Origin of the sequence: Halioglobus maricola (assembly GCF_009388985.1) — a bacterium.
Taxonomy (GTDB): Bacteria; Pseudomonadota; Gammaproteobacteria; order Pseudomonadales; family Halieaceae; genus Halioglobus; species Halioglobus maricola.
Genome location: NZ_CP036422.1, coordinates 2,328,799 through 2,344,128, shown reverse-complemented (window position 1 = coordinate 2,344,128; position 15,330 = coordinate 2,328,799). Strand labels below are relative to the sequence as shown.

The following is a 15,330-nucleotide window of genomic DNA, read 5'->3' as shown; positions in this document are numbered from 1 at the left end:
GCGAATCGTTCGCAACGCCCACAGAGAAAATTCGCTGACTGTGCATAAGTCACGGAAAAGTAACGAATATCAAACCGCTGCACTGGTGAAAAAGCGAGCCAGCTGTGCCAAAATTCTAGCGCTTCAGGCGCAGCGGATGAAAAGCGCCAATAATCACTATACAGAGCTGCTCACGTGAAACAGACTGATACTCAAAACCCCGAGTACTTCCACAAAGTTGTGGATTGCCAGTACGCTTGTCCTGCACACACACCAGTGCCGGAATACATTCGCCTTATTGCGGCTGAGCGTTACACCGATGCCTATATGGTCAACTGGGAATCCAATGTGTTTCCCGGGGTACTCGGTCGTACCTGTGATCGCCCCTGTGAACCTGCCTGTCGTCGCGGCAGGGTAGAGGAAGAGCCGGTTGCTATCTGTAGGCTCAAGCGCGTAGCCGCAGATAACAAGGACGATATCAGCGATCGTCTGCCGAAGATTCCCAGCAAGAAAAATGGCAAGCGTATTGCGCTCATTGGGGCCGGTCCTGCCTCGCTGACAGTCGCACGCGGCCTCGCGCCGTTGGGCTACAGCATCGACATCTACGACAACCAGTTCGCTGGTGGCGGTATGATGCGCAGCCAGATTCCCTCGTTCCGCCTCCCCATTGAGGTGTTGGATGAAGAAGTTAATTACATTCTCGACATGGGTATCAACGCGACCTTCGATACCTATGTGGATAGCCTCAAGAGCATACTCGATAAAGATTACGACGCTGTGTTCGTCGGCACCGGTGCACCTCAGGGCCGAGGGCTTAACCTGCCTGGCCTTGAAGACGCGAGTGAGCATGTTCATCTCGGTATCGACTGGCTGGCAAGTGTTGCGTTCGAGCATCGCGATAGCGTCGAGAAGAAAGTGCTGGTACTCGGTGGTGGTAATACCGCGATGGATTGCTGCCGAACCTCCAAGCGTCTCGGTGGTGAAGATGTCCGTGTTGTAGTGCGCAGCCCCTTTGAGGATATGAAGGCCTCACCCTGGGAGAAAGAGGATGCGATGCACGAAGGCATCCCCATCTACAATAATCACGTTCCCAAAGAGTTCGTGATCGAGGACGGCAAGTTCACTGGCATGCATTTCGAAAAGGTCGAGGCCGAGTACGACGAGAACGGCCGTCGCTCCCTGGTGTCTACCGGTGAACCCCTGGTGTTTATGGAAGCCGATACAGTGCTCATGGCTATTGGCCAGGACAATGCCTTCCCCTGGATTGAGCGAGACCTGGGTATAGAGTTTGGCAAGTGGGACATGCCGGTCGTCGATGCCGACACGTTCCAGTCCACCAATCCAAAAGTATTTTTCGGAGGCGATGCCGCGTTTGGACCAGAGAACGTGATTACTGCTGTCGCGCATGGCCACCAGGCCGCAATCAGTATTGATCTGTTCTGCCAGGGCAAGGATGTCGCCGAGCGTCCGGCGCCCGCAGTGCGTCAGACCAGTCAGAAGATGGGTGTGCATGAGTGGAGTTATGACAACGCGGTTGAGAATGACGAACGTTATATTGTGCCGCTCGCGCCGTTGGAAAAGGCGTTGTCAGACCGCAAGGTTGAAGCCGAGCTCGGGTTCGACAAGTCAACCGGCTACAAGGAGGCAGAGCGCTGCCTTAACTGCGATATACAGACAGTTTTCGATACACCGCGCTGTATCGAGTGTGACGCCTGTGTCGATATCTGCCCAACAGATTGCATTACCTTCACCCACAATGGTGCGGAAGAGGACTTGCGAGGGAGGCTCACGGGGCCTGCGGGCAACCTGGCCCAGGATCTCTACATCTCTCCTGATCTTCCAACCAAGCGTGTCATGGTAAAAGATGAAGATGTTTGTCTGCACTGCGGCTTGTGTGCCGAGCGATGCCCGACATCCGCCTGGGATATGCAGAAGTTTCTCTACAACGTAACCAAGGCGGGCCAGTAATCATGAAACGTATCGAATCCGTCAACGACTTTGTCATCAAGTTCGCGAATGTAAATGGCACAGGCTCCGCCAGTGCCAACAATATGTTCGCCAAGGCTCTTTTCCGCATGGGCCTGCCGGTTTGTCCGAAGAATATCTTCCCCTCAAATATTCAGGGCCTGCCCACCTGGTATGAGGTGCGCGTCAGTGAGAAGGGCTATCTGGGCCGTCGCGGTGGCGTCGATATCGCGCTGTCGGTCAACCCGCAGAGCATGGCCCAGGACATCAAGGAAGTGGAAGAGGGCGGCTATTTTATTTACGACGACACCAAGCCCCTCGACCTGCGCTTGATGCGCAACGACGTCAATATCATCGGCATCCCGTTGACGCGTATTTGCAACGAGGAATATACCGATCCACGTCAGCGTCAGCTGTTCAAGAACGTGATCTACGTGGGCGCCCTGGCGGCGTTGCTGGATATGGATTTCAAAGTGCTCACGGACCTGGTGAAAGACCAGTTCAAGGGCAAGGAAAAACTGATCCTGCCAAACATCCACGCACTGGAGCTCGGTCATCAGTATGTGAAGGCGAATCTGGAGTGCCCGATCGGTATCCGGGTGAAGACCTCGGATCAGGTGGGCGACAAGATCCTGCTGGACGGCAATACCGCTCTCGGTTTGGGTGCTATCTATGGCGGTGCAACTGTTGCCGCGTGGTACCCGATTACTCCCTCGACTTCGGTGGTAGATGCCTACGAGAAATATGTGCGGAGAGTGCGCATTGATCCGGGTACGGGTGAGAAGAACTATGCGATCGTGCAGGCTGAGGATGAGCTTTCGGCCATTGGTATGGTGATCGGCGCCAGCTGGAACGGTGCGCGCGCATTTACGGCAACCAGTGGCCCTGGTATCTCGCTGATGAGTGAGTTTCTCGGGTTGGCGTACTTCGCCGAGATACCGACCGTATTGATCGACGTACAGCGAGCAGGTCCCTCCACAGGCATGCCCACGCGAACCCAGCAGTCGGATGTGCTGTCGGCGGCTTACGCCTCACACGGTGACACCAAACAAGTGCTGCTGTTCCCGGCCACGCCAAAAGAGTGTTTCGATTTCGGCGCCATGTCCTTTGATCTGGCGGAGCGTTTGCAGACGCCGATCATCATCATGACCGACCTGGATCTGGGCATGAATGACAACATGTCAGAGCCCTTGGAGTGGGACGATAATCGTGCCTATGACCGCGGCAAGGTGATGACCGCCGAACAGTTGGAGGAGGGCGTTGAGTTTGGGCGCTATCTCGACGTTGATGGCGACGCGATTTGCTATCGCACCTATCCGGGCGCTCACCCCAAGCGCGGTGCGTTCTTCACCCGCGGCACCTCACGTGACGAGTACGCGGTATATACCGAACGGGGTGAAGAATACGAAAAGAACATGCTGCGCCTGATGCGCAAGTGGGACACGATCAAGGAATATGTTCCCGAGCCAGAAGTGGTTACTGCCGCTGAGAAAACCGATGTGGCCGTGCTGTATTACGGTACCAGTGAGGAATCTTCGCGCGAGTCACTGGACTTCCTTGCAGAGGAGGGGGTTCACCTGGACGCCATGCGGGTCAGAGCTTTCCCCTTCAATGATGACGTAAAGGCGTTTATCGAGAATCACAAGCAGGTGTTCGTAATTGAACAGAATCGCGATGCGCAGCTGCGTACCTTGTTGATGGCTGAGTTCGAATTCGGCCCGGACAAGTTGAAGTCTGTGTTGTGTTTCGATGGCACCCCGATCAGTGCCCGCAATATCAGTAAACAAATCAAGCAACACCTGAACGGTGGTGAGGTTCAGCCCTTGCATCGCACCAAAATTGCCGGCCAGGCGGGAGAGTAAGCATGAGTTACCAGATTCCGAAATTCCGTCATCCCGAACTGCCGGTCAATGACCTCGGTTATACCAAGGCCGACTACGAGGGTTCAATCTCGACACTGTGCGCAGGCTGCGGCCACGACTCCATTTCCGGGGCCATCGTCAAGGCATGCCACGAACTGTCTATTCCTCCGCATATGATCGCCAAGATGTCGGGCATTGGTTGTTCTTCCAAGTCGCCCACGTATTTCCTGGGTAAATCTCACGGGTTTAACTCGGTGCACGGGCGTATGCCCTCTGTCGTTACCGGCGCGGCCATGGCCAATCGCGACTTGATCTACCTGGGTGTGTCCGGTGACGGCGACACTGCATCCATCGGTATGGGCCAGTTCGCACACGTGGCACGCCGCAACCTGAACATGGTCTACATCGTCATGAATAACGGCTGCTACGGGCTTACCAAAGGGCAGGATTCCGCCACCGCTGATGAAGGCTCTGTGAGCAAAAAAGGTGATGCGAACGTGTTTAGCGCCATCGACCTTTGTTCAACTGCCTTGCAGATGGGCGCGACGTTTGTGGCGCGTAGCTTCTCCGGTGACAAGGACCAACTCGTACCGTTGATCAAGGCCGCAATCAGCCATCGCGGTTTCGCCCTGATTGATGTCGTCTCTCCCTGCGTTACTTTCAACAACAACGCCGGCTCCACCAAGAGCTACGAGTTCGTTCGCGAGCATGCCGAGGCTACCGGTACCGTGGATTTTGTACCCATGCAGAAGGAGATCACCACGGACTATGAGCCAGGCTCCAGTCACGAGGTGACGCTGCACGATGGCTCTTCAATTCACTTGTACAAGATGAGCGAAAATCTGGATCCATTTGATCGTACGTCCGCGCTGATGAATATGGAAAATCACCGTACCGCCGGGGATATTCTCACCGGTTTGATATACATGGACAAGGATTCTCGCGATCTGCACGATGTGCTGGAAACTTCCAGGCGTCCATTGAATACGCTGGATACCGAGGATCTGTGTCCCGGGAATCAGATGCTAAAGAATATCAACGCCAGCCTTCGCTGATACGCCCTGTCTCCGCCCGTGTTCCCAGCCGGTATACGGGCGGCAATCACTAAAATCACGCCCGCCACACAATTCTTTGGCTGATTGTAACTTTGTTGTCATAATTCCATCATCTAATACCTCCATTCGGAAGAATGAGGGAATACTACTGTCATGACTGAACGTACTGTTCTGGTGGTCGACGACGAATTCGCAATACGAGATATGTTGCGGATGGCTTTGGAAATTGCTGAGTTTCGGTGTTTGGAGGCGTCCAATATACAGGATGCCTACGCCATTACCGTGGATGAGCGACCAGATATTATTCTGCTCGACTGGATGCTGCCAGGTGGCAGTGGGCTGGAATTACTGCGTCGTCTTAAAAGAGACGATACCTTCCGTGAAGTGCCAGTGATCATGCTTACCGCAAAAACCACGGAAGATAATGTCATTCAGGGTCTGGACGTGGGCGCAGACGACTATATCACCAAGCCCTTTGCTCCCCGCGAGCTGATCGCTCGCATCAAGGCGCTGTTACGCCGTACAGTGGGCGGTGAAGACAACGCTCGAATGGAAGTTAATGGCCTGGTATTGGACGGTGAGAGCCGGCGCGTATTCGTGGGTGAGCACGCCATCGATATGGGGCCCACTGAATTCAAATTATTGCAGTTCTTTATGTCGCATCCGGAACGCGCTTATACTCGGGGTCAGTTGCTCGATCAGGTGTGGGGCGCGAACGTCTATGTCGAGGAACGCACTGTAGACGTCCATATCCGTCGCCTGAGGAAGGCGCTGCAGGGTGTCGAGGCTGACCACAGTAACCTGATTCAGACGGTACGCGGTACCGGCTATCGATTTTCTTCTCGCTGCATATAGGAGGCACTACCGAAATCCATGGAGTGGTTGGCGTCGGTATTTCGGCTGATAGGAACGGTGTTGCTCGCTGCGTTGGCGGGCTTCTATTTCGGTAATCCGCTGGCATGGGCTTTGGTGGCAGCTGTATTGCTGTTGGTTTTCTGGTCACTTCAGCTGTGGCGTCTGCGCAAGTGGCTGGCTGACAGCTCTGGCTCCCCTCCGGACCTGTTTGGCGTGTGGGGAGATATCGTCGCCAATATCTACAAGCGTCAGCGGAAGGCTATCGCGACCGAGGAACGCTTGCAGTCGACAGTCGACTACTTACTGGATTCATTTGCAGCAATGCGCGATGGCGTGGTCATCCTCGAAGGGCAGGGGGCTCTGCGCTGGTGTAACGAGGCGGCGCAGAGGCTGCTTGCACTGCGTTATCCAGACGACATCGGTCAGGCGATTTCCAATATTGTGCGAGTGCCTGAATTCGCGGAATACTTGTCCACGGCCGATTATAGTGTGCCCCTGGTATTTGAGACGACCGGCGAGATCAAGCATCACCTGCAACTGGTAGTCACCCAATTTGCCGAGGGCGATACCTTGCTCTTCGTGCGGGATGTTACCGACGTTGTGCGGACGGAGAGCATACGCCGTGATTTCGTCGGCAATGTCTCCCATGAATTACGTACGCCGCTGACCGTGATAAGTGGTTATCTGGGTACGTTTATGGCGGACCCGGACAGCTTGCCCGCCCCCTATGTCAGGGCGATTGAGCAGATGGCGGGGCAGGCTGCGCGAATGGAGAACCTGCTCAAGGATTTGCTGTGGCTTTCGCGTATTGAAAGTACTGAACGTCAGGATAAGGACGACAAGGTAGATATTGCAGCTCTGCTGGACGAACTGAAGGAAGAGGTCGCGAACACCCATCCGGGCAATCCGCTACAATTGGATATCCAATGTCGAACCAAGATTCCGGGCGACTATCGAGAGCTGTATAGCGCAGTCTCAAACCTTGTTTTCAATGCGTTCAAGTACAGCAGTGAGGGCGAACCGGTCGTTGCTTCGTGGCGAGAAGACGGCGATGTTGCCCGGCTTGATATTGTAGACACGGGCATAGGCATAGACGCGAGCCACTTTAATCGCCTGACCGAACGTTTTTACCGCGTGGACGACAGTCGGTCCTCGGCGACAGGCGGTACAGGCCTGGGCCTCGCCATCGTCAAACACGTGGCGGCCGCCCATGGCGCACATCTTGAAATTGACAGTAAGCTGGGGAAGGGGAGTACGTTCTCTCTGGTTTTCCCAGAACAAAACTAGAACCCTGAGGAACAGGACATGCTGAAGCAGGACGATTACAAACAGCACATATCAGAGAAATTCAACACCGAGCTTGAGGCTATCAAGAACCATCTGCTGGAAATGGGTGGGAAGGTTGAGCAGCAGTTGAGCGAGGCGGTAGAGGCTTTGGTTGCGCGTGACACCGGTGAAGCTGAGTCTATCGTTAACCGTGACCATGAGGTCAATCAGATGGAACTCGCCATTGATGATGAATGCGCCACCATCCTGGCTCGGCGCCAACCCGCCGCCAGTGATCTACGGCTTGTCGTGGCGGTGATGAAGGTCAATACCGATATTGAGCGTATTGGTGACGAAGCGGCCAAGATTGCTCGTCAGGCGATTCGACTCGCTGAGGAAAATGTCTCCCCGACCAACTATGTTGAGATCCGGCATATTGGCAGCCATGTGGGTGCCATGCTGCGAAAATCGCTGGATGCTTTCGCTCGTCTGGACCTCGAACTGGCAGTGGAGGTTGTGAAAGAAGACAGCAAAGTCGACAAGGAATACGACAGTGCAATGCGTAGCCTGGTGACCTTCATGATGGAAGATCCACGAGATATTGGCGCCATCCTCAACGAAATGTGGGCGCTTCGTAGCTTGGAGAGAATCGGCGATCACGCTGCGAATATTGCCGAGCATATCGTTTACCTGGTGCGCGGCCAGGATGTACGACACCGTAGCCTTGAGGACTTTATAGAACAGGTCGGTGACATTTGATATATCGAGGCAGTTGCCATTGCCAGGCGGTGCGTTTTCAGGTGGAAGCGCCTGAGAGCGTAGAAGTCGAGCGTTGCAACTGCTCGATCTGCCGCAAAGCTGGTTTTCTGCACCTGATAGTGCCGCTGTCCAGGTTCCAGCTACTCGCGGGTGAGGAGGCGATCACCACCTACACTTTCAACACCGGCGTGGCCAGGCACACCTTCTGCAAAATCTGTGGGGTAAAACCTTTCTATACGCCTCGCTCCAATCCTGATGGCATCGACATTAATGTCAACTGCCTCGATGAATTGCCCCCGGAGTTGAGCATTGTCGATTTTGATGGTCAGAACTGGGAGGAGAATGCGCACGCACTGGCCCATAAAAGCATGGATGAATGACGCATTAGTGCCCTCCCTTCAGCCTGGCATTCATTATAAGTCGATATAAAACAATAGCTTACCACTGTAATATTCCCGTAACATTTCCGCCATAGACTGCTCCCAAATCTGGAGTTCTACTCGAGCCAGGTATCCAAGCCTCAGGGAGTTCTAAGCAAGTGAAGAAGCAAATTTTAGCGGTAGTCACAGCAGCAATGACCATTGCCTCAGTTTCAAATGTGCAGGCGCAAGGTCGTGACAATGTCAGCATCGTGGGTTCTTCCACGGTGTATCCCTTCGCCACTGTAGTGGCCGAGCGTTTTGGTCGGTCAACCGACTTCAAGACGCCTAAAATCGAATCGACCGGTTCCGGCGGCGGGCTCAAGCTGTTCTGCAAAGGCGTTGGCTCCAACACACCTGACATCACCAATGCGTCTCGCCGGATCAAGAAAAGCGAGTACGATGATTGCCAGAACAACGGCGTAACCGACATTCTTGAAGTGCTGGTGGGTTATGACGGTATCGCCATCGCCAATAGTCGCAAGGCGCAGATGATGGAGCTCAGCCTGAAGGACCTCTATCTGGCGCTGGCCAAGGATGTTCCCGGCGCTGACGGCAAGCTGATTCCTAACCCCTACAAGACCTGGAAAGACGTGAATCCTGCGCTGCCTGCTGTGAATATCGAGGTGCTGGGCCCTCCACCGACCTCCGGTACTCGCGATGCGTTTGCTGAGCTCGCTCTGGGCGGCGGCGCTCAGGCTATCGCAGCACTGAAAGAACTGCGCGGCATTAGTTCAGGCGACGCAGGAGCACTCAAGGCAGCCATTGCGTCTCTGGGTATTCCCGCTGGCGTTTATGATGCTTACGTCGAGAAAAAGGGCAAGGCGCCCAGTGGTAAAGACATCTTCAAGACAGTTGCTTACGCTGTGCGCGAAGACGGCGCGTATATCGAAGCTGGTGAAAATGACAACCTGATCGTGCAGAAGCTCGAAGCTAATCCCAGCGCACTGGGTATCTTTGGTTTTAGTTTCCTCGAAGAGAACGGTGACAAGGTCCAGGGCTCAGTCGTGGACGGTGTAACACCCTCGTTCGACACCATTGCCGATGGCGACTACCCGGTCTCTCGCCCATTGTATTTCTATGTGAAGGCGGCCCACGTTGGCAAGATCCCCGGCATTCAGGAATATGCCGCTGAGTTCGCCTCCAACAAGGCAATGGGCGAAGACGGTTACCTTCCGGAGCGAGGCCTCATCCCGCTAGGTGATGAAGAGCTGGAGCAGGTGCAGAAGGACGTGGCGGAGCTCAAACTCCTCGAAATGTAACGAGGGTTTCCGCCAATAATGCTGTAAACTCATGCGCCGCTTTTAAGCGGCGCATCTTATTTTTTACGGGCCCGTAATGCAGACATCTACTGTTTTTCTCACCCTGCTAGCACTCTGCCTTGTCAGTTTTTTCGTCGGCCGCCAGCGTTCTCGTATGGTTGCCAGCGCTGCCGGTGGCATGCAGGTGCTTCACTCTCTCCCCAAGCACTACGGTTATATGACCGCCCTGTGGGCAGGCCTCCCTGCGCTGCTGGTTCTGGTGACCTGGGTCGGGGTGGAAGGGTCAGTCATCCGCGGGATAGTGGTCTCCGAGTTCCCCGTTGAAATTCTCCGTTTGAGCGACAGCGAAATAGGGCTCTACTACAACCAGTTGGTGAGTTTTGCCATCAGTGGTGGCGATGCCAGCTTATTGGATCCGGCCCAGGTCGCGGGAGCTGAGCAATACAGCGCATTGGTTAGCCAGAGCGGCAATCTGAAGCTACTGTTGGTGAGTGTAGTGGCTATTCTCGGCGGAGCACTCACGGTTATTCGCATCACCCCGGTGTTGCGCGCGCGGAATTCGGTAGAATCCATCTTCACATGGATATTGTTCGCATGCTCTTCCATAGCGGTGTTGACGACGCTGGGTATTGTTCTGTCCGTGCTTTTCGAAGCCGTCCGATTTTTCCAGACAATCCCGGTACAGGACTTCCTCTTCGGGTTGCAGTGGAGCCCGCAGATGGCCATCCGCCTCGATCAAGTGGGCGCTTCAGGATCCTTCGGTTTCGTGCCGTTGCTGGTAGGTACGCTGTTGATATCGGCAGTCGCAATGGTGATTGCGGTCCCCGTGGGCCTGATGTCGGCGATCTACCTTTCAGAGTACGCGAGTCGTCGATTTCGTGCAGTTACCAAGCCGGTTCTTGAAATCCTCGCGGGTGTACCCACCGTGGTATACGGCTTTTTTGCCGCGCTCACCGTGGCTCCTTTCATTCGTAACTTCGGCGAGAGCCTGGGGCTTACGGTCGCGTCTGAGAGCGCGCTCGCCGCTGGTCTGGTGATGGGAATTATGATTATTCCTTTCGTCATGTCCTTGTCTGACGACATTATCAATGCCGTTCCGGACAGCATGCGAGAAGCATCGCTGGGTATGGGTGCGACCATGAACGAAACGATTCGCAAAGTGCTTTTGCCAGCCGCGCTACCCGGTATAGTCGGCGGAATTCTGTTGGCGGTGTCCCGTGCTATTGGTGAAACAATGATCGTGGTGATGGCGGCGGGTTTGTCGGCCAAACTTACGATAAATCCTCTGGAAGCGGTGACGACGATTACGGTACAGATCGTAACGCTACTGGTAGGAGATCAGGAGTTTGATAGCCCGAAGACGCTGGCAGCTTTTGCACTTGGTCTCGTGCTGTTTTTTGTAACCCTTTTGTTAAACGTCGTCGCGCTCTATGTTGTGCGCCGCTATAGAGAGCAATATGAGTAAGGGAAGCTTCAAGAACACAGAGCTTATCGAAGCGTCGCTGAAGAAACGCTACGCGAAAGAGAAACGCTTTCAGTGGTATGGGCGCCTGGCGGTGATGTTGGGTTTCGTATTTCTGTTTATTCTCTTGTTCGATATCGTGAGTAAGGGAACGCCTGCTTTTACCCAGAAGTATCTGCTGGTGCCAGTGCATTTCGACGCTGAGGTCATTGATGTCAGCAGTAGCTCCACTGCACAAGAGCTGAGGGCAGGCGACTATGCCGGGCTTGCCAAGAAATCCATGCGTGAATTGTTTCCGGAAGTGAGCGGGCGCAAGGAAAAACGCCAGCTCTATCGCTTGCTTAGCCTGGGGGCTGAATACCAGTTGCAGGATATGGTGATGGCCGAACCATCCCTGCTGGGAGAAAGCCGGGAAGTATGGTTGCTGGCCCATTCACAGGCAGCCAGTTACCTGAAGGGGCAGGTCACGCGGGATGTTCCAGAGGAAGAGCGCCGGGTCAAGGACCTCCATATGGACTGGCTCGATAGCCTGCAACAAGACGACCGGACCGAGACCCGTTTCAACTGGATGTTCTTTACCGAGGGTGATTCGCGCGAGCCGGAACTGGCGGGTATTCGCGCCGCCTTGCACGGTTCGTTTTTCACGTTGATAGTCACTTTTTTGTTGGCGTTTCCGATCGGGGTATTTGCCGCGGTCTATCTGGAAGAATTTGCACCGCGTAATCGCATTACCGACCTGATTGAGATCAACATCAATAACCTGGCTGCGGTGCCCTCTATTGTCTTCGGATTACTCGGCCTCGCGGTGTTTATCAATTTTTTCGAACTGCCCAGATCCGCCCCGCTGGTCGGTGGTATTGTGCTCTCGCTGATGACCTTGCCGACGATCATTATTACCTCTCGCGCAGCTATACAGGCAGTGTCCCCCTCGATACGTGAGGCGGCAATGGGAGTAGGCGCGTCAAAGCTGCAAACGGTATTTCACCATGTGCTGCCGGTGGCCATGCCAGGCATTCTGACTGGCTCGATTATTGGGATGGCTCAGGCGCTGGGTGAATCTGCTCCACTACTTATGATCGGTATGGTTGCGTTCATTATGGACGTCCCGGGTGGGGTAACCGACCCGTCCACCGTATTACCTGTGCAGGTCTTCCTGTGGGCTGACAGCCCCGAGCGCGGGTTCACCGAAAAGACATCTGCGGCGATCATGGTGTTGATGGGCTTTCTTATTGTTATGAATGCGTTCGCGATATATTTGCGCAAGCGCTTCGAACTCAAATAGAGACACGAATTTAAGATGGAAGGGTCTGACAAAATGACTGCAATTCCCGTAGCCAGAGAAGTGAAAGAGGGCGCCGATGCGCCGGGGCTGGATATACATCAGCACAGCGATGTGTCTGGTTACGAGACGGTGGGCACGCCTTTCGTGGACAACGCCAAGATGTCTGCTCGCAACGTCAATGTCTATTACGGCGACAAGCAAGCGATTCTGGACGTATCGCTGGACATAGCAGAGAACGAAGTGGTCGCCATGATTGGCCCTTCAGGCTGCGGCAAATCCACTTTCTTGCGCACGCTTAACCGGATGAACGACATCATTCCGATTTGCCGTGTAGAGGGCGATTTCAAGCTTGATGGCGGCAATATTTATGCCGCGGGCCAGGATACTGTTTTACTGCGGGCTCGGGTTGGCATGGTGTTTCAGAAACCCAACCCCTTCCCCAAGTCTATCTATGAAAACGTTGCCTACGGGCCTCGTATCCACGGCCTGGCGCATAGCAAAGCTGAATTGGATGAGATCGTGGAGAAGAGCCTCAAACGTGCGAGCCTCTGGTCCGAGGTTAAGGATGTCCTGGATAAGCCCGGAACAGGTCTCTCAGGCGGTCAGCAGCAGCGCCTGTGTATCGCGCGCGCAATAGCGGTAAGCCCGGAGGTGATTCTGATGGACGAACCCTGTTCTGCACTGGACCCGATTGCCACAGCACGTATTGAAGAGCTTATCGATGAGCTTAAGGCAAGGTATACCATCGCCATTGTGACGCACTCGATGCAGCAGGCAGCGAGGGTCTCTGACCGCACGGCATACTTCCATCTCGGCAAGTTGATCGAAGTAGGGGACACCAAAGATGTGTTCACAATGCCCAAGCATGAGCTTACTGAAAACTATATTACCGGCCGCTTCGGCTGATACCTGGGGGCGCTCGCCGTGGATGACAAGTTGAATCTCGATCAGCATATTTCACATCGCTATAACGAGGAGCTCGATGCGCTGAGGGCAGATGTCCTGAAGATGGGGGGGCTGGTAGAAAAACAGTGCCGCAATGCACTCAAGGCTCTGACCAAGGGGGATTTGACTCTCGCAGAGAAGGTAGCCACCTCTGACTACAAGGTCAATGATCTGGAAGTGTCGATTAATGCCAAGTGCACAGACTTGCTGGCGTTGCGTCAGCCCGCTGCGAGCGACCTGCGGATGATCGTCGGCGTGATTCGCATGGCCGCGGATCTGGAGCGGATTGGCGACGAGGCTGAAAAAATTGGTCGCCTGGCCGAAACCATTGCCTCAGGGCGCGATAGCGTGCAGTTTCGCGAGGACCCCAAGCACCTGGGCAAGAGTGCTATAGATTTATTGCAAGGCGCGCTGGATGCTTTCGCTCGGCTCGATGTTGAAGCTGCGATCGTGGCTGCCGCCAAGGATCCGGATATAGATCGCGAATTCGACAGTATTACCCGCCTTTCGATCACCCATATGATGGAGCAGCCTGCCTCGGTCAAGACGCTGCTGCGTATCAACTGGTGCGCGCGTGCATTCGAGAGAATAGGGGACCACGCGGTGAACCTCTGCGAAGAGGTGGTATTTCTTGTGAAGGGCTCGGATGTACGTCACCTGAGCATCAAGGAAATCCAGGACCGTTATCTGTAAGCACTGAGGTACGTGCTGCGCGCGTACCTATTCCTTCCCGCCCCGTCCGTGGGCGATATCTACTGAGGCTCCCTCTCGCTGTAACATAGCGGTCACAGTGCCGTTTCCCGGTGGTAATAGTCCCTTTTTCTATTCTTATTTTCCTACTCTCTGTAACACAACTGTCACAAAAAGTTCGTATTCTGCGCCAAATACGCAAGAACGACCCAAAAACGGTCATTATTGAGGCTTTGGATTATGAAGAAATTATTAAACGCGGCAGTTCTGAGTGCTGTGGCTGGTAGTGTCAGTGTAACTGCCCAGGCCCACGTACCTGAGGCAGAATGGGAGCAATTCAAGACCCAGTTTGCGGCGATGGCGGCACGGGTTGAGGCGCTGGAAGCCGAGAACACCGCACTGAAATCTGCTGCTACCGTGCCGGTCGAAGACCTCGCGGTTCTGCAGGCCGACGTCGTGTCTCTGAAGGCGCAGAACAGCTCCACAAGCTGGGCCGAGAAACTCGCCTGGAAAGGCGACTTCCGGTACCGCTACGAGGACATCGACGACGGGGGCGACGATCGCCAACGCCATCGGATCCGTGCTCGAGCTGAGCTCGTTGCCAAAACCACCGAAGACATCACTCTGGGCCTGGGCGTCGCGACCGGTGGAGACGACCCTGTTTCCACAAACCAGACCCTGGGTGGTGGCGGTTCAACCAAGGACGTGCGCCTCGACAAGGCCTATTTCCGTTACCAGCCCAACGAGTTCTGGCTCTCGGGCGGTAAGGTCAGCAACCCATACTTCAAGCCGCAGAAGAGCGGTTTGATCTGGGACGGCGATTTCCGGCCTGAAGGTCTGTTCGCTGGCTACGACGGCAAGCACTTCTTCGTGAATTCTTCCTACGCTCATCTGGAAAGCGACAGTAAGGATGGTTTGGATAAAGCCTTCTGGGGCGCGCAAGTCGGTACGAGTTTCGGCCCTGTTACTCTGGCTGCTGGTTATCTTGATATCCCGGTGAAAGGGCAGTCGGCGTTTTATGACGATGAGCTGTTCGGCAACTCCACTGACGAGGCCGGCAACTATCTGTACAACTATGAAGTCGTTAGCCTGGGCGCAGACGCCAATTTCAATGTCTGGGAGATGCCGCTGGCCCTGTATGGTGACGTCATCCAGAACCAGGATGCGGATGACCAGGATACGGGTTACATCGTGGGCGCCAAGCTCGGCAAGGCCAAGAACAAAGGCAGCTGGCAGATTCAGTATCAGTACCAGGATCTGGAAGCGGATGCGACCCTTGGCCTGCTCACCGATTCTGACTTCATGGGCGGTGGTACCGACGGCAAGGGCCACAAGTTCAGCGGCGCTTACACCATCGTTGAGAAGTGGATTCTGGGCTTCACCTATTTCGACGGCGAGAAGTGCACAGACAGCGTCAAGTGTGATGTCCGCGATTACGATCGCCTGATGATCGACGCGAAGTTCAAGTACTAGAGTTGTTCAGGAAATAGCCACTGTAAGCTTTTTACGCCAAAATGGCGCTTCAAGTC

13 protein-coding genes are annotated in these 15,330 nt (G+C 54.7%); all 13 read left to right on the top strand.

From position 1 onward, the window contains the following. Positions 1-174 precede the first annotated feature (174 nt). The 13 genes from EY643_RS10615 to EY643_RS10555 all read left to right on the top strand — a co-directional run bounded on the left by EY643_RS10615 (position 175) and on the right by EY643_RS10555 (position 15,274). On the top strand, positions 175-1,947 hold the full coding sequence (locus EY643_RS10615; protein ID WP_152662182.1) for an FAD-dependent oxidoreductase: 1,773 nt from the start codon (positions 175-177) through the stop codon (positions 1,945-1,947). Between the two features lie 2 nt (positions 1,948-1,949). Continuing rightward, the gene (locus EY643_RS10610; protein ID WP_152662181.1) at positions 1,950-3,806 is read left to right on the top strand and encodes a 2-oxoacid:acceptor oxidoreductase subunit alpha; all 1,857 of its coding nucleotides are present in this window, start codon (positions 1,950-1,952) and stop codon (positions 3,804-3,806) included. Between the two features lie 2 nt (positions 3,807-3,808). Next, a complete protein-coding gene (locus tag EY643_RS10605) occupies positions 3,809-4,861 on the top strand; it encodes a 2-oxoacid:ferredoxin oxidoreductase subunit beta (RefSeq protein ID WP_152662180.1) in 1,053 nt (350 codons plus the stop codon). Between the two features lie 153 nt (positions 4,862-5,014). Continuing rightward, positions 5,015-5,716 carry a phosphate regulon transcriptional regulator PhoB gene (gene phoB / locus EY643_RS10600; protein ID WP_152662179.1) on the top strand — a complete coding sequence of 234 codons (702 nt, stop codon included), beginning with the start codon at positions 5,015-5,017 and terminating at the stop codon, positions 5,714-5,716. 18 nt (positions 5,717-5,734) lie between these two features. Continuing rightward, entirely contained in the window at positions 5,735-7,003 is a 1,269-nt protein-coding gene (phoR, locus tag EY643_RS10595; RefSeq protein ID WP_152662178.1) for a phosphate regulon sensor histidine kinase PhoR, read from the top strand. An 18-nt stretch (positions 7,004-7,021) separates the two neighbouring features. Beyond that, a complete protein-coding gene (gene phoU, locus EY643_RS10590; protein WP_152662177.1) occupies positions 7,022-7,741 on the top strand; it encodes a phosphate signaling complex protein PhoU in 720 nt (239 codons plus the stop codon). Positions 7,742-7,782: 41 nt separating this feature from the next. After that, on the top strand, positions 7,783-8,121 hold the full coding sequence (locus EY643_RS10585; protein ID WP_240732672.1) for a GFA family protein: 339 nt from the start codon (positions 7,783-7,785) through the stop codon (positions 8,119-8,121). 158 nt (positions 8,122-8,279) lie between these two features. Beyond that, positions 8,280-9,422 (top strand): substrate-binding domain-containing protein, encoded by a 1,143-nt coding sequence (locus tag EY643_RS10580; protein WP_240732671.1) that lies wholly within the window; start codon positions 8,280-8,282, stop codon positions 9,420-9,422. Between the two features lie 76 nt (positions 9,423-9,498). After that, entirely contained in the window at positions 9,499-10,887 is a 1,389-nt protein-coding gene (pstC, locus tag EY643_RS10575) for a phosphate ABC transporter permease subunit PstC (protein ID WP_152662175.1), read from the top strand. After that, positions 10,880-12,166 carry a phosphate ABC transporter permease PstA gene (gene pstA, locus EY643_RS10570; RefSeq protein WP_152662174.1) on the top strand — a complete coding sequence of 429 codons (1,287 nt, stop codon included), beginning with the start codon at positions 10,880-10,882 and terminating at the stop codon, positions 12,164-12,166. Before pstC ends, pstA begins: the two co-directional genes overlap by 8 nt. Positions 12,167-12,325: 159 nt before the next feature. After that, the gene (gene pstB / locus EY643_RS10565) at positions 12,326-13,072 is read left to right on the top strand and encodes a phosphate ABC transporter ATP-binding protein PstB (RefSeq protein WP_276612722.1); all 747 of its coding nucleotides are present in this window, start codon (positions 12,326-12,328) and stop codon (positions 13,070-13,072) included. An 18-nt stretch (positions 13,073-13,090) separates the two neighbouring features. Then, entirely contained in the window at positions 13,091-13,804 is a 714-nt protein-coding gene (phoU, locus tag EY643_RS10560) for a phosphate signaling complex protein PhoU (RefSeq protein ID WP_205743032.1), read from the top strand. Positions 13,805-14,041: 237 nt separating this feature from the next. After that, on the top strand, positions 14,042-15,274 hold the full coding sequence (locus tag EY643_RS10555; RefSeq protein WP_152662172.1) for a putative porin: 1,233 nt from the start codon (positions 14,042-14,044) through the stop codon (positions 15,272-15,274). Positions 15,275-15,330: the final 56 nt, after the last annotated feature.

Coding starts and splice junctions, on each gene's coding strand:
- EY643_RS10610 (WP_152662181.1), top strand. CDS start 1,950: ATGAAACGTATCGAATCCGTCAACGACTTTGTCATCAAGTTCGCGAAT.
- EY643_RS10605 (WP_152662180.1), top strand. CDS start 3,809: ATGAGTTACCAGATTCCGAAATTCCGTCATCCCGAACTGCCGGTCAAT.
- phoB (WP_152662179.1), top strand. CDS start 5,015: ATGACTGAACGTACTGTTCTGGTGGTCGACGACGAATTCGCAATACGA.
- phoR (WP_152662178.1), top strand. CDS start 5,735: ATGGAGTGGTTGGCGTCGGTATTTCGGCTGATAGGAACGGTGTTGCTC.
- phoU (WP_152662177.1), top strand. CDS start 7,022: ATGCTGAAGCAGGACGATTACAAACAGCACATATCAGAGAAATTCAAC.
- pstC (WP_152662175.1), top strand. CDS start 9,499: ATGCAGACATCTACTGTTTTTCTCACCCTGCTAGCACTCTGCCTTGTC.
- pstA (WP_152662174.1), top strand. CDS start 10,880: ATGAGTAAGGGAAGCTTCAAGAACACAGAGCTTATCGAAGCGTCGCTG.
- pstB (WP_276612722.1), top strand. CDS start 12,326: ATGTCTGCTCGCAACGTCAATGTCTATTACGGCGACAAGCAAGCGATT.
- EY643_RS10555 (WP_152662172.1), top strand. CDS start 14,042: ATGAAGAAATTATTAAACGCGGCAGTTCTGAGTGCTGTGGCTGGTAGT.